The following is a 20,701-nucleotide window of genomic DNA, read 5'->3' as shown; positions in this document are numbered from 1 at the left end:
AAATTAATTACTCAGGGTGATTGTTCATTTGCTTTGTTAACTCGTTACTTACTGCCTGCGGCGAACCTGTATTACGAGCTATCCAAAAATAAGCCATTGGAACAATGTATAAGGTTAACATTGTTGAAAATGCAACTCCTGAAAAGATAACAACACCAATAACTTCTCGACTCTCTGCACCGGCACCACTTGCGAGCATTAGAGGGACCGCACTCATTATAGTTGAGAAAGAGGTCATCACGATTGGGCGAAGTCTTTGTTTTGATGCACGAATAAGCGATGTTTTAAATTCACCACCTTTATCTCGTAGCTGATTAGTAAATTCAACAATTAAAATACCATTCTTAGCAGCAAGTCCAATTAGCATAACGAGCCCAATTTGACTGTAAATATTTAAACTCAAGCCAGCAAACTGCAATCCCATTAAGGCACCTACCGCCGCTAATGGTACCGCAAGCATAATAACTAACGGATGAACAAAGCTCTCAAATTGTGCGGCTAATACTAAGTAAGTAATCGCCATCGCCATTAGCATAACAAACGCAATGGAACTACCTGACTCTTTGTAGAGCGCTGATTGGCCTTGGTAATCGACTTGTACTGCATCAGTTATATTTTCGGCTACTACTTGGTTTAAGAAATCCAGTGCTTCACCTAATTTATAACCGTCAGCTAAGTTAGCTTCAATAGTGATACTACGCATTCTATTGTAGCGGTTTAGTGTTCCGGCAGTCGCCTGCTCTCGAACTGTCACTAAATTTGACAGTGGAATAAGCTGCTGAGTACGAGCCGAGCGGACGTACAAATCATTTAAGGTTGACGGTGTCGCAAACTCTTCATCAGGTCCTTCTAATACCACTTCATACTCTTGGCCACGCTCGATATACGTTGTAGCGCGACGCTGTCCAAGTGTTGCTTCTAATGTTCGACCAATATCTGCAACTGATACACCTAAATCTGCGGCACGTAATGTATCAATTTCCACTAATAGCTGTGGCAATGTTTCTTTATAATCGCTGTCGAGCCTTAGTAAATTAGGGTTTTTTCTTGCTTCACTTAAAATAATATCTCGCCATTGGGCAAGTTGTTCGTAAGTATCACCTTGTAATACAAATTGTACTGGACGGCCAAGCCCTCGACCACCTAATCCGCTTCGCATTATCGCGAAGGCCCTAACGTCAGTTAATGATTGCATCTCTGCTGATATTTCGCCCATCACCTGGTTAGTTGACTTAATTCGGTTGTCCCAGTCTGGCATACCAATAATTGCAATTCCGGCTCCGCCTCCAAACCCTGGCGTTCGAACGATGACACGATCAACTTCACCACGCTCATAATATTTTAGTAGTTTAGCTTCCACTTCATTCATGTTGGCTAGGTTACTGTCGTAACTTGCACCTTCAGCCGCTTGTACAATCATAAAGAAGTTACCTCGGTCTTCTTGTGGTGCAAGCTCCTGAGGAATCACTTTGAAAAGTCCATAAATTAATGTCAAAGACATTAACATAACGACAACTAAACCAACTTTATTTGATACCGTGCTGTTAAGTTGTGACTCATAACTTGTTTCTAGCTTATCAAATCCGCTATCTAGCCATTTACCAACTTTAGATTCACGCTTTCGATAGGTAAGAATTTTAGAACACAACATAGGCGACAATGTTAGCGCAGTAAAACTAGAAAAAATCACGGCGGCAGTGACTGCAATTGCAAATTCAACAAACAATCGCCCTACATTGCCTTCTAAAAATACTAGGGGAATAAACACCGCAACTAAAACAAGCGTGGTGGCGATAACCGCAAAACCAACTTCCCTTGCCCCACGATAAGCGGCTAATAAAGGTGGCTCGCCCTCTTCCATACGGCGGTAAATATTTTCAAGAACGACGATGGAGTCATCGACAACCAGACCAATTGCCAAAACTAAAGCTAATAACGTTAGTAGGTTAATCGAAAAACCTAACACCATTAGAACTGTAAAGGTGGATACTAAGGCAACAGGAACCGTTACCGCAGGAACAAAAGTAGCTCTTACGTTGCCCAAAAATAGATAAATAACAAGCACAACAAGAAATATGGCGATAAATAGTGTGTTGTACACTTCATCAATTGACTTAGCGATAAATACTGACGAATCATAAGAGTCCTCAATATGTGTCCCTTCAGGCAATGTTGCACGGATATTATCCATTTCGACTCGGGCGGCTTTAACAACATCTAAAGTATTGGCTTTTGATTGTTTGATTATGCCCAAACCAATCATGTTTTCGCCGTTACCACGGAAGGTATTTTCATCATCTTGTGCAGTTAACTCGACTCTGGTGACATCACCGAGGCGAACCAAATAACCATCATCGCCTCGAGCAACGACCATAGATTGATATTGTTCTGGGGTTTTATATGCCCGCGCAATTCGAACGTTAAAATTACGATCGGTAGACTTAATTTCACCAGCAGGCAACTCGACGTTTTCTCTTCGAAGTACATTTTCGATATCAGTGACGGTAACGCCACGCGCAGCCATTGCATCCTTGTCTAGCCAAACTTTCATTGAATAATCACGGCTTCCGCCTAAACGAACGCGAGCAACGCCGTCAACCACAGCAAAGCGGTCAACAATATACCGTTTTGCATAATCAGTTAGTTCCAATGCGTTCATGGTTTCTGAGTTTAAAACGAACCACACCACCACATCTTCATCGTCATTTGCTTTGTAAACCTCAGGAGGCAAGGCTTGGTCTGGCAGACTACGAAGTGCTCTTGATACACGTTCACGAACATCATTTGCAGCGGCGTCAATATCAACGTTAGTATTAAACTCAATACTGATGTTTGAGCGACCGTTTCGTGAGCTCGAGTTAATATTTTTAACACCCGAGATTCCTGATATTCGAGATTCTAATATTTGGGTAATTTTGCTCTCTACTATTTCAGCTGACGCTCCAGGATAGGAAGTACTTACTGATACAATGGGAGGATCAATGTCCGGGTATTGCCTTAAAGCCAACATGAAGAAGGCAACAATGCCAAATGTGACTAATAGTAAGTTTATTACTGTTGCAAAAACAGGGCGTTTAACTGACACATCGGAAAGTAACATGATTAGCTCTCCTTAGGCTTATTCTTGTTGTCTTCCGGTGTCATAACACTAGCGCCATCTCTGATCTTCAAAACCCCTTTGTGAATAACTTTGTCGCCACTCGTTAAACCGCTAATTACCTCTGCTGTTCCAGGTTTACGACGGCCCACTTCAATTTCAGTTTTAGTTACTGTGTTATCGTCGTTGAGAACATAGACAAAGTGCTGATTATTAATTGGTACAATTGCAGACTCAGGTATAACAAGCGCACTGCTAGCTTCGGTCGTGATCTTTAATTGAAGCAACATACCTGGACGTAATGACTGTGACTCGTTGTTAAATATGGCTCGCACTGAAAAAGCTCGTGACGTTTTATCAACGCGAGATGAAATACTATCAATTTGACCGAAAAAAGGTTGTTTGAACGCGACGTGTTGCGCTTGTACTTGTTGACCGACAGTAACTTCCGTTAGGTATTTTTCAGGAAGCTGAAACTCGACTTTGATTCTGCTCACATCGTCTAAGGTAACTATATTGGTGCTATTGGTAACAAGTTGGCCGGGACTAATTTGTCGAAGACCTACTTGGCCAGAAAATGGAGCTACAATGAATTTTTCGTTAAAGCGAGCTTCTGCAACTTGTTGTTGCGCTTCCGTTGACTCGATGAGGCTTTGTTGTTTTTCTATTGCGCTCGCAGCAGTTGCGCTTTGCTTTTCTAAATCTTGCAGACGCCTTAATTGACGGCGATGTTCATTGAGCGTGGCTTTGTACTCGTCAATATTTGCCTTTTCTTCATCATGTTTCATTGTGACAAGTAGCTGACCTTTTTTTACAAACTGGCCGTCATCAAAGTGAACTAATTGAACCCTATCTGTGCTGTAGGCTTTTAAATCTATAGATTCGTTAGCTTGTGCATTACCTAGTGCTGAAATCTCCTCATTATACGGTAACGAAGATACGACAGAATATTCGACTAACGGTGTACCGCCTCTTCGCTGATCTTGCAGTTTGTCTTCCATTGGCCAAAATACAAATGCCAACATGCCTATTAATAAAACTACAATCCATAAAACAGGATTTTTTAACATACCGAGATCCTACTAATCTTAAGCTGATTTAAATAATAGTAGAATCATACTTGTTTGGTTTTATTCAACCATGTGATTTGCCTTGAGTTTCAATCGTCTTGTCTGAATCTCGTGGGTAACTAGTAGTATTCTACATTCTTAATTTTTCTTGGACGGGTATTGATACGGTACAAATCAAAAACTAGTTTCATATCAAGTTCTAATTCCGTGGCGTAGGTATCTCCAACGGGATAAGATTTCACTAATCTTGCACCTCTTATAACTCCCTCTACTTTAGCTCTCATTTGATCATCTTGCGCAACTAAATTTTTTACTTCAGACTTACCTTTAATTTGATAGCCATAAACTTGCTCTGCTAATTCTCGATAAGCATCTAACTTAGATGCACGCATTGCCATTATTTGCCGAATTTGAGGATCATTGCCGGTTTGTGCTGAAATTGGTGCATAACCCACGGCTCTTAGAATGGGGAACTGCTCAGGCTTTTCATATTCCCAACTAACATGCTTATCCAGTAAGGACGTACATCCACCAGCACTTAGTGCTACAAATAAAATAATAATAAATCGAATAGTCATCTTGTCGTCTCAAGCACGGATCATAAAGTAAATATTGTTATTCAAATTTTAGGCCACTTCCACCAACCCCAATAATATCAAACGAACTTATAAGACTGGTCTATAAATTGCAGTTTTACACTAGTTTAAATGTAAGGCCTTTGTCGCTTGGTTTGTCAGGTGACAATAGTTTGACGGCCACATCGTAGAATTTAGCACTGAGACCAAAGCCATGACTAATTCGTTTGTAAAATTTATCGTATTTATGACTCTATCAGCATTTTCAGCAACAACGATTGCTGATTGGTACGAGGCCACCGGGCAAGCTCGAGTTCGCCACGGTGATGTAGCGAGCGCTAAAAATCGAGCGATGCAAGATGCCGTTAAGCAAGCAATGCTATTTTCTGGCGCGAATGTTTCGAGTATTCAGCAAATCTCAAAAGGTCTTTTGGTCGATGACTCAATCCAAGTGCGATCAAACGGTGCAGTAAATAGAATAGAAATAGTCAGTGAACTACAACGCGGTGACTCTATTTCTGTAACTATTCGAGCTGATATATTCCCGGAAGAACGAGCTTGTTACGCTGCTGAATTCGGTAAAAAAGTCGCCATTACTCAATTCCCTATTCAGCATTGGGAACATGCAAAAATTGGTGGTTTATACGGCCTAGAGAAAGAAATCCCTAGAAAGATCTTATCTATGTTGCAATCCGGGAGTTCAACAATATATCCCGTCGCTTGGTTTGAAAAAAAGCTAAACGTAAATATCGATTTTGAACAGCAAGGGCGTGTTCGACATGAACTTATCGACGCTGTTGCACAGAATGCAAATACGCAATTTGTAATGTTTGGTCGTATTAGCGACTTGTCATTCGGCGATGTATCGAACAGTTTTAGCTTCTGGGAAGATGATGAATTTGAGCGGTTTTTTACATTTGATTTAATGATTGCCAATGCGCTTACGCACGAGGTCATTTATCAAAATCGTTTTAGAACAGAGGCTGACTGGACGTTTGATAAAAGAGACTCGGTTAATGTGAGCAGCCGTAAGTTTTGGAACTCTGAATATGGTAGCGCAATAGAACGAAACCTTACCGATATGCGAGACGATATATTAAGTCAATTGAGCTGCCAACAGTTACAAAGTAAAATTTTAGCGATACAAGAAGGTAAACAAATACAACTTAATATTGGCCGTGGACAAGGTGTATATGTTGGTCAAGAGTATAGAGTTTCGTATCGTGCTGATATCGTAGATAATAGTGGTAATTTACTTACCAACTTTGTTATTAGTCCATATAGAGTGAAAATCACCCAAGTATATGAAAACTCGGCTATTGCTGAGTCTCTTGATAAAGACTTTATGAGCAACGTTCAAGTAAATGATGTAATTGAGCTTAAAGACTGGGCAACTGATTGGTAACCGGGTTTTAGCGTCATTTACTATTTGTTATAGTCTATAATGAGTTACCAAGTATCTAATCGTTTTATATTTAGATTAACGGTTCTTTAACTAAACACTTAAATGGAAATATAAGAATGACAATCGATGCATTACAAACAATAGAAGGTTTAGATACGAAAACTGGACTAACTAATTGTATGGACGATGAACAATTATTCAATGACGTTCTTGCTATGTTTATTGTGCAATTAGAGCAAGATATTCCCGTTATTAGACAACTTTTTAACTTAGGTGATTGGATTGGGTTTGGTAAGGCATGTCATAGTATAAAAGGTGCAGCTGCAAGCGTTGGTGCTTTTAAAGTACAAGAGCAGTCTGCTATTTTAGAAAAGGCAGGTAAAGAGCAGGATGAAACAACAATAAAGTCTATTTACGATAATTATATCCTGTTGTTAGAAACCACTAAGTCTGCAATCAAAGAGTCACTGTAAGAAGATTTGTTCGGTACTAATAACTTGTTATTAACTTTTTGAGGAACCGGCCATATCGGTTTCACCTCTATTAACGGCTTTGACGTTGACAAAGGATTGTCCAGTCTAATTATTTTTCTATTTTTAACATTCACCTTCTTCGAAATTTCGTCAACTTGAATAAACTGCTCAAACAGTTCCTCTAAACTTCCGTCTTTATGAGCTAACAATAAACCCTTTTCAATTCGTTTTGCTAAGCGAACGTTCTTTTTACCTACAAAAAAGTAAATATACGACGGGTAATACAACATGAATTTTGGCTCTAAGGTAATTGCGGAGTCCTCTCTCTGCTCAACTTCACGCATTGCTTCCTCAACTCCGCGAGGAAAGTGATCAACTCGCTGCTTGTGCAGTAATTCCAAAATAGAGTCATACACACTTATACCTACAACATTAAACTCATTATGCTTTAAAATTGAATAGTCTGGCCAATCATAACCTTGCGCTGCAATTAACTCTTGTAACTTCCGAGGATCATTTAAGCGACGGAACATCGCATATTTTTCTTTTAATATTAGAGATATTCTATACCCCAATAGTCCCTTTAGTAGAGGGACTTTAATCGCCGTGGCCTGCTCTTCTCGTTTATCTGTAGCTACACTCCAATAAACATTAATACTGTCTTCTATATCCAGTTCTTGTAAAGCCCTGCTCTGGTAAAACGGCAAATCGACAAATGATATTTTATAAGGCCCAAATTCTTTTTGTGTCTTTATTAAGGCCAACTCTAAAAGCCTTAAATAATATTGATGAGATTGATATTCGAAAGGTACAGATGATGGAAGGCGAACTTCATCGTGTTTTTCGTAGGCCGGTAGTGCTTGTATTTCGAAGGATATAGTTTCGCCATTAAGCGCAAATATACCTGGTGCATAAAACACTATGGTAAATACTAAAAGAACCGATATTTTGTTCAATGTTGCACTCCAACTTCCTATACCTATCTTTTAGCATAGTATAGAAATGTTTGGGCGCGATATTAAAAACAAACGAGGTGCAAGATAGGTACAAACTTATACCTACCTTGCATGTAACACTGTGTTATTTGAAGTTAATTATTATTGAAGTCTTCGTGTGAGTGACGTTCGTGCAGTTGTTCACTTTCATCACCCCATGTTTTATTGACGATTTTTCCGCGTTTCACTGCAGGTCTTTGTTCAATTTTTTCAGCCCAAGCAACCAAGTTTTTATAGCTACTTACGTTTAAAAACTCTGCTGCGTCATAAAGGTGGCCAAGTACTAGTGCGCCATACCAAGGCCATATAGCCATATCAGCAATTGTATAATCTTTTCCAACCATATATTCATTGTTGGCTAAATGTTTATCCAAAACATCTAACTGACGTTTTGTTTCCATCGTGAAGCGGTCGATTGGATATTCAAATTTTTCTGGTGCGTAAGCATAAAAGTGACCAAAGCCACCACCTAAGTAAGGGCCGCTTCCTACTTGCCAAAATAACCAAGACAAACACGCCGCACGCTCCTCCGTTGAACTTGGAATAAAGGCGTTAAATTTTTCTGCAAGATGGAGCAGTATTGCACCTGACTCAAAGATATTAATGTCTTTATTGCCAGATTTATCGACTAACGCAGGTATCTTAGAGTTTGGATTTACAGATACAAAACCACTACTAAATTGCTCTGCATCTTGAATTTTAACTAGATGTGCATCGTATTCCGCCTCTTGAAACCCTGCTGCTAGAAGCTCTTCGAACATTACCGTAACTTTTACTCCGTTGGGTGTTGCCAATGAGTACAGTTGAAAAGGATGCTTGCCAACGGGTAACGACTTGTCAAATCTAGCGCCTGAATCAGGTCTATTGAGACTAGCCCATTCGCCACCATTTTCGTTTTCCCAGGTCCATACCTTTGGAGGGTTGTACGTATTACTCGCCATAAAAACTCCTATTTTTTTATACTTTTACGTTACAACTTAATTTTTAGATGAACCCTTTGTAAATTAATAAATATCACCTATCAACTCTAAGTGAGTGAGGAAAAGGCGGACATCTAACTCAAGTTGATGATAATCCGGCAACATATATTCGCAAAGCTTATAGAACGCTTTGTTGTGTTCTGCTTCTTTAAAATGTGCAAGTTCATGAACCACTATCATAGCTAAAAATGGTTCTGGTGCATTTTTAAATATAGAACTAATTCGTATTTCATATTTACGTTTTAATTTATTTCCCTGCACGCGAGCGATACTCGTGTGTGTACCAAGGGCGTTTTTAACAACGTGTAACTTGTTGTCGTATTCGACTTTGCTAACAGGAAGACTTTTTTTTAAGTGTTGAGACTTTTTATCTAACACGTAGTCTCGCAACAATTTATCATTTTTGAACGAATGTACTTTTGGATACTTATTTCGTAGGTACGCAGTTAAATTTTGTTCGCTAATCAAGCGTTCCACCGACGTAATGATCGACGGTGGATAGTGGCTGATGTATTTAAGCGTGTTACTAGTCAAGTTTAATGTATTCCTATCAGCTAAAAATGGTTTCAGCCCAGCGACTTAAACCTGCAGTGACACTACCAAAATGATCACCAATGACCACAGGTTTATTATTAAACTTCGATTTAATAAAGTCATTAATAACAGGAGATTTAGCTGTACCGCCGGTTACAAATATTACGTCGGGCTCAACGCCACCTTGCTCAACAGCATCAGTCATAAGTGTAGCAATACTGTTTAATTGATTTTCAGATGCGGTTAGAAACAATTCACGATCTACATTTTGCACTAAAGAAGGTGTTAGGTAACTTAGGTCAATATTAACATTTGAAGCATCTGTTAGGGCAATTTTTGCTTGTTCAGCGCTGTTCACTAGCTGATAGCTAAGTTTTTCATCGTACGCTTTGAGGAATCTAGATAATATTTCTGGTTGTTCCGAGTCTCGCATCAATTGCTTTAAAAATCGTCCATTACTGTCACTATAAAAGTCAGTTTGTGCATTAACATCATTAATTGCAACCGCTTTAAAGTAGCTGTTAACTGGCATCGGCTTGCCAGACTTCAACTTTCCGTTCATACCTAAATTAGGCATGACGCCTTTGAGCGCTAACTGGATATCAAAATCATTACCACCAACTCTTAAACCACTATGTCCTAATAATGCATCGCTTCGGTCAGTTTTACTCTTTAGTTCTGGCCCCATAAGCAACATAGAGCAGTCCGTTGTACCACCGCCTATGTCGACGACTAATACTCGCGTTTCTTTGGTTAGGCTTGCTTCGTATTCGAAACCAGCCGCTACAGGCTCAAATTGAAATTCAATATCTTTATAGCCAACATGTCTAGCAGCATTTGTGAGAACGTCGATAGCTTGTTTGTTACTTTGTTCACTATTTCGTCCTTGGAAGTTTATTGGTCTACCAATGACTACTTTTGTTACCTCGCGTTCTAATTGCTTTTCTACTAAATTTTTTACATGCGCCATCATAGAGGCAACAATATGTTCAAAAAATACAATTTGTTGAGGTAACAGCCCGCTCGTACCTAAAAATGATTTAGGTGACTTTATATAATAACCTTCACTTGGGTCTTCTAAATACCTTGCCAAAGCCTGTTTACCAAAAGATAAATGTTCAGCTATACCGTCATAACGAAGATCTTCTAGAGCTTCTTGCCCTTTTGATATGAGGTATCTGCGTGAGTCTAAGAAGGTTTGTTGATGAGCAGCATTGATATTTTTATGTAACCAGTTCGCGATAACGTCACGACTAGGAGCATATAGCGACGACGCCATGAACTTCCCATGATCGCCCAATGTTAACATTTCCGGTCGCCCATTATGCATGGTCGCAACCGCGCAATTCGATGTCCCGTAGTCAAAACCTATCATTAAAACTGCTACTCACTTTGAAAATAAAGGGCGCGGATTCTACAGGATATCTAACTTACTTTCACCTTTAGTTTGTCGTGCAGATAGCGTCATTGTCCGTAATTAATTTTCATTGGACATAAAAAAAGCCAGAACGCTGATTTTACCTAGCTATTCTGACTCTTTGTGGTTCTACATGAACCTAATAATGGTGCGGTTGGAGGGACTTGAACCCTCACGTCCTTTCGAACACAGCGACCTCAACGCTGCCTGTCTACCAATTTCAGCACAACCGCTAAATTATTATGCGTTACAGTTAGTTTACAGGAACTTCGTCCGAACCGTCTGTTTTAGGCGCATCACCGACAGGAATTTCTGCAGGTAATTCTGACTGTGCAGCTGGCGCTGTTTCTGTAGGTACAGAAAGGTCACTAAACTCATCTTCTTGCTTAACAGAATTTGCTGTCATGCTTCCTAAGAAGATACTTAGGATAAAAAATGCTGTCGCTAAAAATGTTGTGGTTTTTGTTAAGAAGTTACCAGAACCGCTTGAACCAAATAATGTTGCTGACGCACCGGCACCGAATGATGCACCCATATCAGCGCCTTTACCTTGTTGAATTAAAATTAATCCAACTAGAGCGATCGCTATGATCAAATATACTACTATTAAAATCTCGTACATGCTTTTACCTTAAGCTACTGCGTTTTTACAAATGTTTGTGAACGCTTCCACATCTAAACTCGCGCCACCGATTAGGCCGCCGTCGATGTTTTCCTTGGAAAACAATTCTTCACTATTTTCTGCCTTAACGCTACCACCATATAAAATGCGCGTTAAGTCTGCTAATTCTTGGCTATATCCCGCTAATGTTTTACGAATCATTGCGTGAACTTCTTCAGCCTGTTCGCCACTAGCTGTTTTACCTGTGCCTATAGCCCATACAGGCTCATAAGCAAAAACAACACTATCAGAGTAATTTGGTAATGCGTCAATAGCTGATTTAACTTGTTCAGTTATAACGGCTGTTGTTTCACCATTTTCTCTTTGCTCGTCTGTTTCACCAACACAAATAATTGGTATAAGTCCGGCAGCAAGTGTTGCTAAAACTTTCTTCGCAACGACATCATTTGTTTCACCAAATAAAGAGCGACGCTCTGAGTGACCTACAATAACATACTGACAGCCAACATCCCTCAACATTCTTCCAGAAATTTCGCCGGTGTAAGCACCAGAGTCATGAACGGAAATCGTTTGAGCGCCTTTTTTAACGCCTTGTGTATCTTCAGAAAGATAGACAAACGGAGGACATATTACTGTCTCTACACTATCAGCATCTAATTGTTGGATACTGCTAACCATATCTGTTAACAATTGGCGGTCGCCATTAAGCTTCCAATTCGCTACAACAAGCGGTAATCGAATGGCCATTAGCCTCTCCTTTATTTAAGCGGCGAGATATTAACAAACTGCGCCAAAAGTACAAGTAATGGATTCGTTATTCTGCATGAGCGGCGACTTTATCGGCGACTTTTTGTGCAACTTCTTTTATTAATTTCGCATCTTTACCTTCAGTCATCACTCTTATTAGCGGCTCGGTTCCAGATTTACGTATTAATATGCGACCTTCATCGCCAAGTTCTACCTCAGCTGCTTGTATTGCAAGCTTAACTTCTTCAACTTCCAATGGGTATTTATTAATACCAGTTCGAACATTGATAAGTTTTTGTGGGTATTTTTCCATTCCTGATTTTAGTTCTGACAATGTCATACCAGTATCAACAATCGCCGCTAATATTTGGACTGCGGAGATTGTGCCATCGCCCGTAGGGATATGGTCTAAATTAATTACATGACCAGACGACTCACCACCGATAGTCCAACCGTTTTCTTTGAGTAATTGCATAACGTAACGGTCGCCGACATTAGCGCGTTTAAAAGGAATGCTGAGCTTTTTCAGCGCAACCTCTAAACCTAAATTAGACATCAATGTACCAACAACACCGCCTTTTAATTCGCCTTTTTTCAATGCTTGACGGGCGAGGATGAATACAAGTTCGTCGCCATCAACTTCAATACCGTTCTCGTCAACCATGATAAGTCGGTCACCATCACCATCTAATGCAATGCCTACGTCAGCGTTATGCTGGATTACAGCTTGTCTTAAGGCATCTGTATGAGTTGCACCACAATGATCGTTAATATTTAATCCGTTTGGCTCGGCAAAGATCGAAATTACTTCAGCGCCAAGTTCTCTAAATACATTCGGTGCAATATGATACGTTGCACCATTGGCTGTATCGACAACTACTTTCATGCCTTTTAATGAATCTTCTGAGAAGCGACTTTTACAGAATTCTATGTAGCGGCCAGCAGCATCATTTATTCTGAATGCTTTACCCAATTTTTCCGACTCAACACACGTTAAAGGTTGCTCTAACATGCTTTCAATTTCATGTTCTACGTCGTCTGGTAATTTAGTTCCCTCTGCTGAGAAAAACTTTATTCCGTTATCGTAATAAGGGTTATGTGATGCACTAATAACAATCCCTGCGTCTGCGCGGAATGTTTGTGTTAAATAAGAGATAGCAGGCGTTGGCATAGGGCCTAACAAACCAACATCGACACCAGCAGCAATTAGTCCAGATTCTAAGGCGGTTTCCAACATATAACCTGAAATACGGGTGTCCTTCCCAATGAGTACTTTGCGATTACCGTTGCTAGCAAAAACTTTGCCTGCAGCCCAACCTAATTTTAACGCAAACTCTGGAGTGATTGCGCCTTGACCTACTAAGCCTCGAATACCGTCTGTACCGAAATACTTTTTACTCATTAATAATTCCTTTGCTCATTGCATTGTATATAGTTACTGCCTGTTGAGTTTCTGCAACGTCGTGAACTCGAAGAACATTAGCGCCTTTTGTCAGGGCTAATGTGGCAGCGATTACGCTTCCCAACATTCTATCATTTGTTTCTACATTTAATAAATTACCAATCATGGATTTTCTTGATAAACCAGCCAGTATGGGCAATTTATATGTAACAAATTGATCAAGATCATTTAGAAGCTGATAATTATCGGCTAATGTTTTACCAAAACCGAAACCAGGATCAAGCCATAACCTGCTCTTTTCAATGCCTGCATCGCCACATTCTCTGATTTTTTCATCAAAGAATATTTTTATGTCCGAGATTAAGTCTCGATATGTGGGCTTGTTTTGCATAGTTTGTGGCGTGCCCTGCATGTGCATTAAACAAATTGGAACATCCGATTGTGCTACTACCTCCATAGTGCCGGGCTGACTGAGAGCACAAACGTCATTAATAACGTCAATGCCTGCCGTTAAACCCTCTGACATTACCTCTGCTTTTGAGGTATCTAACGATATTTTACAATTGAATTCAGACTTGAGCTTTTTTATAACGGGTATAACTCGAGCAAGTTCAGTTTGAACATCAACTTTAGGTGCTCCCGGGCGGGTAGATTCGCCACCAATATCTATTATGCCTGCGCCTGCCATTAACATTTGTTCGGCTTGCTTAACTGCTCTATCAATTGAATTAAAACGCCCACCATCGGAAAAAGAATCTGGTGTTACATTTAACACGCCCATAATGACGGGGCTTGAAGTTACGTCTAATACTGACATAATTCTGGTCTCTAAATAGATTGTTTACATACCAATAAATCAAAAAAGGCCCCTTAAAGGAGCCTTTTCAAACTAGAACTAACTTAAGCGTCTTTTGGTTGCTCAGTGTTGGATGACGCACCTTCTTCAGACTTTTTGTCTTCCGATTTCGTTTCATCTGAGTTACTTGGCTTGTCGCCTTTATCACTCCAACCCGCTGGTTCACGTACTTCTCTACGGGCCATTAGGTCGTCGATTTGTTTCGCATCAATGGTTTCATACTTCATTAATGCATCTTTCATCGAGTGAAGAATATCCATATTATCCAGAAGAATTTGACGCGCTCTATCATAATTTTTATCAATTATTGCACGCACTTCTTTGTCAATTAGACGCGCGGTTTCGTCTGAAATATTCTTATGTTTCGCTGAGCTTCTGCCCATGAATATTTCACCTTCTTCTTCTGCATACAACAACGGTCCTAGTTTATCCGACAGGCCCCATTGTGTAACCATTTTTGACGCTAAATCTGTCGCTCTTTCAATATCATTTGACGCGCCGGTAGATACTTTTTCATCTCCGTAAATAATTTGTTCAGCAAGACGACCACCGTAAAGACTAGAAATGTTACTCTCAAGGTGTTGTTTCGAGTGACTAAAACGATCCTTTTCAGGCAAGTACATCGTCACACCTAGCGCACGTCCACGAGGAATAATACTCACTTTATAAACTGGGTCATGTTCTGGAACCATACGACCAACAATTGCATGGCCGGCTTCGTGATATGCAGTCATTTCTTTTTCTGCATCATCCATAACCATGGTTTTACGTTCAGCACCCATCATGATTTTGTCTTTTGCTTTCTCAAAGTCGGTCATATCAACTAAGCGTTTATTGCTTCGCGCTGCGAACAACGCAGCTTCGTTGACTAAGTTAGCTAAGTCTGCACCAGAAAAACCAGGTGTTCCTCGGGCTATTAATGCAGGTTCAACATCATTACCAAGTGGAACCTTACGCATATGAACATTTAAGATTTGTTCACGGCCACGTACGTCTGGTAAACCAACAACAACTTGACGGTCAAAACGACCTGGGCGCAGTAACGCTGGATCTAATACGTCAGGACGGTTAGTTGCCGCAATAACGATTATACCCTCGTTCCCTTCAAACCCATCCATTTCAACAAGCATCTGGTTAAGCGTTTGCTCTCTTTCATCATGACCACCGCCCATACCAGCGCCACGTTGACGACCTACAGCATCGATTTCATCAATGAATATAATACAAGGTGCAGCCTTTTTAGCTTGCTCGAACATATCTCGTACGCGAGATGCACCTACACCAACAAACATCTCGACAAAATCAGAACCCGATATTGCGAAAAACGGTACTTTCGCTTCACCAGCAACGGCCTTAGCAAGTAAGGTTTTACCGGTACCAGGCTGTCCAACCATTAAGACGCCTTTCGGTATCTTTCCGCCTAATTTTTGGAACTTAGAAGGATCTTTTAAATAGTCGACTAACTCTTGAACTTCTTCTTTGGCTTCATCACAACCTGCAACATCTTTAAATGTTGTTTTAATCTGATCTTCACCCATTAAACGAGCTTTACTCTTACCAAACGACATAGCGCCTTTGCCACCGCCGCCCTGCATTTGTCGCATAAAGAATATCCAAACGCCTATTAAAAGTAGCATTGGGAACCAAGAAATCAGTATAGACGTAAACAATGATGGCTCTTCTGGCGGAACACCTATGATTCGAACATCGTTTTCAATAAGGTCGTTCAACAAGTCTTTGTCATAAGCAGTTGGGATTAACGTTTCGAATTTGTCTCCGCTACGCTTTATGCCTTTTATTTGACGATCTGATATTTTTACTTCACGAATTTGTCCTTGACGAACATCCTTTATGAATTGGGTGTAGTTTTCGGCGCCCCCAGCAGACTCGCTCGGTGTAATGTTGTTAAACACTGACATCAACGCGACGGCAACTACTAACCAAATTATTAAATTTTTAGCCATATCACTCAAAGGAATAACCTCTTCCTGTTATTAATTAATTAATTGAAGATTACTACAGTTTGTAACCTGTCGCTACTACGTACACCTCTCGAGACCTTGCTCGGGACGAATCCGGTTTTCTAACTTTTACTGTTTTAAATGCAGCCCGAATATCTTTAACAAACTGATCAAAACCTTCACCTTGAAAAACTTTAACAACAAACTTGCCGTCTTTACCTAACACTTGATTACACATATCTAACGCTAACTCAACAAGATACATCGAACCAGACTGATCAATTGCATCGTTGCCACTTAAATTAGGAGCCATGTCTGACATTACAAGGTCTACTGTTCGTCCATCAATACGTTCAAGTAATGCATTTAGAACACTTTCTTCTCTAAAATCGCCTTGTAAAAAGTCAACGCCTACTATCGGGTCCATAGGCAAAATGTCACAAGCAATTAAAGTTCCTGAGTCACCTATAAAGTCGGCCGCATATTGGGACCAACCTCCAGGTGCTGCACCTAAATCCACCACTGTATCACCAGGCTTCATTAACTTGTCTTTTTTTTGAAGCTCTTCTATTTTGAAGTAGGCACGTGATCGCAGTCCACGTTTATTAGCTTCTTTTACGTACTTGTCATTTACGTGCTCTTCTAACCAGCGTTTACTGCTAGCCGAACGTTTATCTTTTGCCATAAGTATGTTTATAAATTGGTAATAAGCTTAAGGTGGGGTAGAATATCGTTAATTCAAGTAATTATCATTGTTAAATTTGAGACTAGATGAAATTAACTAATAAACAAATCCAATTTTTACGTGGTGAAGCTCATTCACTAAAGCCTGTTGTTCAACTTGGTGCTAACGGTTTCACCGAAGGTGTTTTAGCTGAAATAGAAAACTCTCTAGAAATTCACGAACTTATTAAAGTAAAAGTACCAGCCGAAGATCGTGAAGAGTTGAACTTATATGTAGACGCTATTGTTCGTGAGAGCAAAGCCGTTAAAGTGCAGCTAATAGGTAAAACTTTAGTATTATACAAGCAAGCTAAAGAGCCAAAAATTGTGCTTCCTAAAGCAAAGTAACGCCTGAATAAATCAAGCTTATAGCATTCAAAGCCGGTAGTAATCTAAACTATCGGTTTTTTTATGCCCATTTATTGTCCTTTACTCTATTCCACAAACTCTTTCTTATTTTCTATTCATATCAAATTTTAGATTCGAATTTCAATACAATATTCGCGTACCTCGTTCAGAAAATAGGTCTATATTTAAAGAACCTTAGTCTAAATTAAAGACGTACTATGACCTTAAGTTTTTTAAATAAGTTCGAATCTAATGACTCATCAGGCTTTTGGAAGGTTTTAATTGTTGACGACGAGCCGGATATTCATTCCATTACCAAGCTAGCGTTAAAACGATATACATTTGAAGGTAAGGAAATCGAATTTATTAGTGCTTATAGTGCTAAAGAAGCGAAAGACATTATGTCTACCCACGCACACATCGGCTTAATATTTTTAGATGTAGTAATGGAAACGGACGACGCCGGACTTCAGTTTGTAAAATGGTTACGCCTACAACAAAAGAATAATTTAACTAGAATTATTTTACGAACAGGTCAGCCAGGACAAGCCCCTGAAGAACAGGTGATAATGGACTATGACATTAACGATTATAAACAAAAAACAGAGTTAGACAGAAGACGGCTGTTTACTGCTGTTACTTGCGCCCTAAGGGGATATAGAGATCTTATTGAAATAGAAAGTTCAAGACAACATGAACAACTGTTTAAAGAAGGATTAAAGAAAGTAATTGAAGCTACAGCACACGTAATGGAAGAGCAAAAATTAACTAGCTTTTTTCAAGGTCTCCTGCAGCAAGTGTTGTCTATTTTGAGATTTGAGCAGCAAGGTGCATTAATCAAAATAACGAATGCTGGCGGCACTATTTATGATAACAGTGACTATAAAGTGATTACGCAGATAGGAACGAATGTCGATAAACACCTAGATGATGTTGTAAAGCGCTTAATGAATACTGCAATAAAGCTTAAAGAGTCCGTTTTTGAAGATGATATATTCATAGCCTACCTCCCTTCATTATCCACACAAGAAAGCTTAATTTATCTTAAAGGTGTTGATATTGATCATATTGAAGAATTAGATATTCAATTACTTCAGATGTTTTGCAGAAGTGCGGGGATTGCTTTTGATAACCTCATGATGAAAAGTGAAGTTCAGCGGACACAAGCAGAAGTTATAAATAGACTAGGCAATGCAGTTGAATCTAGATCAAAAGAATCAGGCAATCATATACGAAGAATGTCATTATTTTCTGGGATCATAGCTAAACGATTAGGTTTACCAAGTTATGATTGTGAGATTTTAGAGTTAGCGACCCCAATGCATGACATAGGTAAAATAGCCACGCCCGATAGCATTCTATTAAAACCCGGTAAATTGGAAGTATCTGAATTCGAGATAATGAAACAGCATGCGCATATTGGTTTTGAGATACTAGGAGGATCAGACCTTCCCATTATAAACGCTGCGGCAACTATAGCTTATCAACATCATGAAAAATATGACGGTAGTGGTTATCCGCTAGGCTTAAAAGGTGACGAAATTCATATATTCTCAAGGATAGTAGCTGTCGCCGATGTCTTCGATGCGTTGCTACATAAACGTTGCTATAAACCAGCTTGGACTTTAGATGACGTATTAAAGTTAATAGAAAATCAAAAAGGAAAGCACTTTGATCCGATTGTCGTTGACGCTTTTTTTGAATCCATTGATGAGCTTATTACCGCGAATGAAAGTCTAACTGAGATAGAAGGAACTTAAAATGGAGACAATAGATACAATTCCATCTTCCGTTTCTGATAAACAAATAATTCATGCTTTAATTAAAATATCTGCACTAATTACAGAGCGATATAAATTATCTGAATTATATAAAAAATTACATGCGATCATAAGTGAAGTAGTATTTGCTAAAAATATTGCGATTGCTGAAATTGATTCAGAGTCTCATATTATGAATATTACGTATTTTGTAGATGAAAAAGACGGTAATACGTTCTATGGCAAAAAAATAGATATTGGCAGAGGCCTATCCGCATACGCAATAAAAAGACAAGCTCCGATTAGATTAAATGAACAACAAATAATTGAGCTACAAGACAAAGGTGAGATCGATCGTATCTACGGCACTATGTGTAAAAGCTGGATAGGCGTTCCTATTGTTGACGATGGAACGGTTATTGGTTTGATTATTGTGCAAAGTTACACATCTGAATACGTTTATTCAGAGCGCGACTTAGAAGTATTAACATTTGTTGGCTCAAATATAAATATTTTAGTTAAGCAGAAAAAGATTGTAGAAGAAGAAAAGCTTTTAAGAGCCGAAATTCTTCAAAAAGACAAAATGGCATCACTCGGCGGTTTAGTCGCGGGAGTTGCACATGAAATTAATACACCGCTAGGTATCTGCGTTACAGGTATTTCAAACTTGCTAGAGGAACATGTTAGATTCAGAATGGCAGTCGATGCGGGTACGGTTACCGAAAAACAATTTAATAATTTTGTTGACGACGTAGGCGAGACTTGTGAAATCATAAAAAGTAACGTAAATCGTGCTGCCACGTTAATTTCTAGCTTCAAACAAATTGCAGTAGACCAATCGTCTGAAAGCAAACGAGTTATTAACATCAAGACCTATCTTGAAGAAATTATCCATTCCCTACATCCAATTATCCGAAAGACAAAGCATAAAATCGTCATTGATTGCGCAGACGACATCGATAGTCTTACACACCCTGGCGCAATATCTCAGTTATTTACAAATCTTATTACAAACTCTCTAATCCATGGTTTTGAAGATATAGAAAGTGGAACAATAGAAATTAAAGTATCTAAGAAGAAAGGCAACCTCGAATTTATATACAGTGATAATGGCAAAGGAATGGATAAAGAACAAAAAAAGAAATTCTTTGATCCTTTTTACACAACAAAACGAGGTAGTGGCGGAAGTGGTTTGGGAGGTCATATTATCTTTAATATAGTAGCAACGTCATTACACGGAAGCGTTGTACTCGAAAGCCATAAAGCTAAAGGAACTCAATTCACTATTACTTTCCCAAGCTAGGCCGCCTTGATGGTTTTAGGGAATTCTAAACGAAATAAACCGCGACGAAGCAGTGAATCGTGGTGGTTGGGTATAAATTTGAGGCAATAAAAACCCCGGCGCAGAGCAGGATGCTCAAGTGCCGCGCAGGCAGGATGCCCAGGAGCGGCCACCTTGATGGTTTTAAGGAATTCTAAACGAAAAAAATCCCACAACCTTTCGGTTATGGGATTATTCAATTGGGAGCCTGGCGGTGAGCTACTCTCGCATAGCAAATGCTACACTACCATCGCCGCAGCTGCGTTTCACTTCTGAGTTCGAAATGGAGTCAGGTGGTTCCACAGCGCTATTGCCACCAGGCAAAGCTGTTTGTAATCGATGTTTAATAAACACCGCTTACTTAAATTGTCTTAACAATTAGAAAGCCAGCACCGCATCAGCAGTACTTTAAAAT

General features: G+C 39.5%; 18 protein-coding genes, 1 tRNA gene and 1 rRNA gene. 5 read left to right on the top strand and 15 right to left on the bottom strand.

What is annotated here, in order from left to right:
- Nucleotides 1–7: 7 nt before the first annotated feature.
- The 3 genes from ACZ1GV_RS02975 to ACZ1GV_RS02965 all read right to left on the bottom strand — a co-directional run bounded on the left by ACZ1GV_RS02975 (nucleotide 8) and on the right by ACZ1GV_RS02965 (nucleotide 4,745).
- Complete coding sequence (locus ACZ1GV_RS02975) at nucleotides 8–3,100, bottom strand: efflux RND transporter permease subunit (RefSeq protein ID WP_472675161.1); 3,093 nt, start codon at nucleotides 3,098–3,100, stop codon at nucleotides 8–10.
- A gap of 2 nt (nucleotides 3,101–3,102) precedes the next feature.
- Nucleotides 3,103–4,167, bottom strand: a complete 1,065-nt coding sequence (locus tag ACZ1GV_RS02970) for an efflux RND transporter periplasmic adaptor subunit (RefSeq protein ID WP_472675160.1) — start codon at nucleotides 4,165–4,167, stop codon at nucleotides 3,103–3,105.
- 119 nt (nucleotides 4,168–4,286) lie between these two features.
- Nucleotides 4,287–4,745: an LPP20 family lipoprotein gene (locus ACZ1GV_RS02965; protein ID WP_472675159.1), complete on the bottom strand. Its 459-nt coding sequence runs from the start codon at nucleotides 4,743–4,745 to the stop codon at nucleotides 4,287–4,289.
- Between the two features lie 211 nt (nucleotides 4,746–4,956).
- On the opposite strand from ACZ1GV_RS02965, the gene ACZ1GV_RS02960 reads away from it, so the two are divergent.
- Together ACZ1GV_RS02960 and ACZ1GV_RS02955 are read left to right on the top strand one after the other, a co-directional pair.
- On the top strand, nucleotides 4,957–6,147 hold the full coding sequence (locus ACZ1GV_RS02960; RefSeq protein ID WP_472675158.1) for a flagellar assembly protein T N-terminal domain-containing protein: 1,191 nt from the start codon (nucleotides 4,957–4,959) through the stop codon (nucleotides 6,145–6,147).
- Between the two features lie 116 nt (nucleotides 6,148–6,263).
- Entirely contained in the window at nucleotides 6,264–6,620 is a 357-nt protein-coding gene (locus ACZ1GV_RS02955) for an Hpt domain-containing protein (protein WP_472675157.1), read from the top strand.
- On the opposite strand, the gene ACZ1GV_RS02950 is transcribed toward ACZ1GV_RS02955, so the two are convergent.
- From ACZ1GV_RS02950 to rlmE, 11 genes are all read right to left on the bottom strand, one after another.
- Complete coding sequence (locus ACZ1GV_RS02950; protein ID WP_472675156.1) at nucleotides 6,569–7,576, bottom strand: hypothetical protein; 1,008 nt, start codon at nucleotides 7,574–7,576, stop codon at nucleotides 6,569–6,571. The genes ACZ1GV_RS02955 and ACZ1GV_RS02950 overlap by 52 nt on opposite strands.
- Nucleotides 7,577–7,710: 134 nt before the next feature.
- Nucleotides 7,711–8,556 (bottom strand): glutathione-dependent disulfide-bond oxidoreductase, encoded by an 846-nt coding sequence (gene yghU, locus ACZ1GV_RS02945; protein WP_472675155.1) that lies wholly within the window; start codon nucleotides 8,554–8,556, stop codon nucleotides 7,711–7,713.
- Nucleotides 8,557–8,619: 63 nt separating this feature from the next.
- Nucleotides 8,620–9,129: a M48 family metallopeptidase gene (locus ACZ1GV_RS02940; RefSeq protein ID WP_472675154.1), complete on the bottom strand. Its 510-nt coding sequence runs from the start codon at nucleotides 9,127–9,129 to the stop codon at nucleotides 8,620–8,622.
- A gap of 16 nt (nucleotides 9,130–9,145) precedes the next feature.
- Entirely contained in the window at nucleotides 9,146–10,504 is a 1,359-nt protein-coding gene (gene yegD / locus ACZ1GV_RS02935; protein WP_472675153.1) for a molecular chaperone, read from the bottom strand.
- A 188-nt stretch (nucleotides 10,505–10,692) separates the two neighbouring features.
- Nucleotides 10,693–10,779, bottom strand: a tRNA-Leu gene (locus tag ACZ1GV_RS02930).
- Nucleotides 10,780–10,799: 20 nt separating this feature from the next.
- A complete protein-coding gene (secG, locus tag ACZ1GV_RS02925; protein WP_472675152.1) occupies nucleotides 10,800–11,168 on the bottom strand; it encodes a preprotein translocase subunit SecG in 369 nt (122 codons plus the stop codon).
- Between the two features lie 9 nt (nucleotides 11,169–11,177).
- Nucleotides 11,178–11,915, bottom strand: a complete 738-nt coding sequence (gene tpiA / locus ACZ1GV_RS02920; RefSeq protein WP_210560078.1) for a triose-phosphate isomerase — start codon at nucleotides 11,913–11,915, stop codon at nucleotides 11,178–11,180.
- A gap of 67 nt (nucleotides 11,916–11,982) precedes the next feature.
- Nucleotides 11,983–13,317, bottom strand: a complete 1,335-nt coding sequence (glmM, locus tag ACZ1GV_RS02915; protein ID WP_472675151.1) for a phosphoglucosamine mutase — start codon at nucleotides 13,315–13,317, stop codon at nucleotides 11,983–11,985.
- Nucleotides 13,310–14,134, bottom strand: coding sequence for a dihydropteroate synthase (gene folP / locus ACZ1GV_RS02910; RefSeq protein WP_472675150.1), 825 nt, complete (start codon nucleotides 14,132–14,134; stop codon nucleotides 13,310–13,312). Before folP ends, glmM begins: the two co-directional genes overlap by 8 nt.
- Before the next feature lie 83 nt (nucleotides 14,135–14,217).
- A complete protein-coding gene (gene ftsH, locus ACZ1GV_RS02905; protein WP_472675149.1) occupies nucleotides 14,218–16,146 on the bottom strand; it encodes an ATP-dependent zinc metalloprotease FtsH in 1,929 nt (642 codons plus the stop codon).
- 43 nt (nucleotides 16,147–16,189) lie between these two features.
- Nucleotides 16,190–16,819 (bottom strand): 23S rRNA (uridine(2552)-2'-O)-methyltransferase RlmE, encoded by a 630-nt coding sequence (gene rlmE / locus ACZ1GV_RS02900; RefSeq protein ID WP_472675148.1) that lies wholly within the window; start codon nucleotides 16,817–16,819, stop codon nucleotides 16,190–16,192.
- A gap of 86 nt (nucleotides 16,820–16,905) precedes the next feature.
- Between rlmE and yhbY the strand changes: the two genes are divergently transcribed.
- From yhbY to ACZ1GV_RS02885, 3 genes are all read left to right on the top strand, one after another.
- On the top strand, nucleotides 16,906–17,205 hold the full coding sequence (yhbY, locus tag ACZ1GV_RS02895) for a ribosome assembly RNA-binding protein YhbY (RefSeq protein ID WP_210560083.1): 300 nt from the start codon (nucleotides 16,906–16,908) through the stop codon (nucleotides 17,203–17,205).
- Nucleotides 17,206–17,423: 218 nt separating this feature from the next.
- Nucleotides 17,424–18,965 (top strand): HD domain-containing phosphohydrolase, encoded by a 1,542-nt coding sequence (locus tag ACZ1GV_RS02890; RefSeq protein ID WP_472675147.1) that lies wholly within the window; start codon nucleotides 17,424–17,426, stop codon nucleotides 18,963–18,965.
- Nucleotide 18,966: 1 nt separating this feature from the next.
- A complete protein-coding gene (locus tag ACZ1GV_RS02885) occupies nucleotides 18,967–20,268 on the top strand; it encodes a GAF domain-containing sensor histidine kinase (RefSeq protein ID WP_472675146.1) in 1,302 nt (433 codons plus the stop codon).
- A 224-nt stretch (nucleotides 20,269–20,492) separates the two neighbouring features.
- Here ACZ1GV_RS02885 and rrf read toward each other — a convergent pair.
- A 5S ribosomal RNA gene (gene rrf / locus ACZ1GV_RS02880) occupies nucleotides 20,493–20,607 on the bottom strand.
- Nucleotides 20,608–20,701 lie beyond the last annotated feature (94 nt).

The organism is Psychrosphaera sp. HA2-10, from assembly GCF_055693745.1.
Note: the sequence above shows the minus strand (reverse complement) of the source record. Positions and strands in the feature narration are given on the sequence as shown.

Excerpts from the sequence above, each read along its gene's own strand:
- ACZ1GV_RS02975 (WP_472675161.1), bottom strand. The coding sequence starts at position 3,100 with ATGTTACTTTCCGATGTGTCAGTTAAACGCCCTGTTTTTGCAACAGTA.
- ACZ1GV_RS02970 (WP_472675160.1), bottom strand. The coding sequence starts at position 4,167 with ATGTTAAAAAATCCTGTTTTATGGATTGTAGTTTTATTAATAGGCATG.
- ACZ1GV_RS02965 (WP_472675159.1), bottom strand. The coding sequence starts at position 4,745 with ATGACTATTCGATTTATTATTATTTTATTTGTAGCACTAAGTGCTGGT.
- ACZ1GV_RS02960 (WP_472675158.1), top strand. The coding sequence starts at position 4,957 with ATGACTAATTCGTTTGTAAAATTTATCGTATTTATGACTCTATCAGCA.
- ACZ1GV_RS02955 (WP_472675157.1), top strand. The coding sequence starts at position 6,264 with ATGACAATCGATGCATTACAAACAATAGAAGGTTTAGATACGAAAACT.
- yghU (WP_472675155.1), bottom strand. The coding sequence starts at position 8,556 with ATGGCGAGTAATACGTACAACCCTCCAAAGGTATGGACCTGGGAAAAC.
- yegD (WP_472675153.1), bottom strand. The coding sequence starts at position 10,504 with ATGATAGGTTTTGACTACGGGACATCGAATTGCGCGGTTGCGACCATG.
- secG (WP_472675152.1), bottom strand. The coding sequence starts at position 11,168 with ATGTACGAGATTTTAATAGTAGTATATTTGATCATAGCGATCGCTCTA.
- tpiA (WP_210560078.1), bottom strand. The coding sequence starts at position 11,915 with ATGGCCATTCGATTACCGCTTGTTGTAGCGAATTGGAAGCTTAATGGC.
- glmM (WP_472675151.1), bottom strand. The coding sequence starts at position 13,317 with ATGAGTAAAAAGTATTTCGGTACAGACGGTATTCGAGGCTTAGTAGGT.
- folP (WP_472675150.1), bottom strand. The coding sequence starts at position 14,134 with ATGTCAGTATTAGACGTAACTTCAAGCCCCGTCATTATGGGCGTGTTA.
- rlmE (WP_472675148.1), bottom strand. The coding sequence starts at position 16,819 with ATGGCAAAAGATAAACGTTCGGCTAGCAGTAAACGCTGGTTAGAAGAG.
- yhbY (WP_210560083.1), top strand. The coding sequence starts at position 16,906 with ATGAAATTAACTAATAAACAAATCCAATTTTTACGTGGTGAAGCTCAT.
- ACZ1GV_RS02890 (WP_472675147.1), top strand. The coding sequence starts at position 17,424 with ATGACCTTAAGTTTTTTAAATAAGTTCGAATCTAATGACTCATCAGGC.
- ACZ1GV_RS02885 (WP_472675146.1), top strand. The coding sequence starts at position 18,967 with ATGGAGACAATAGATACAATTCCATCTTCCGTTTCTGATAAACAAATA.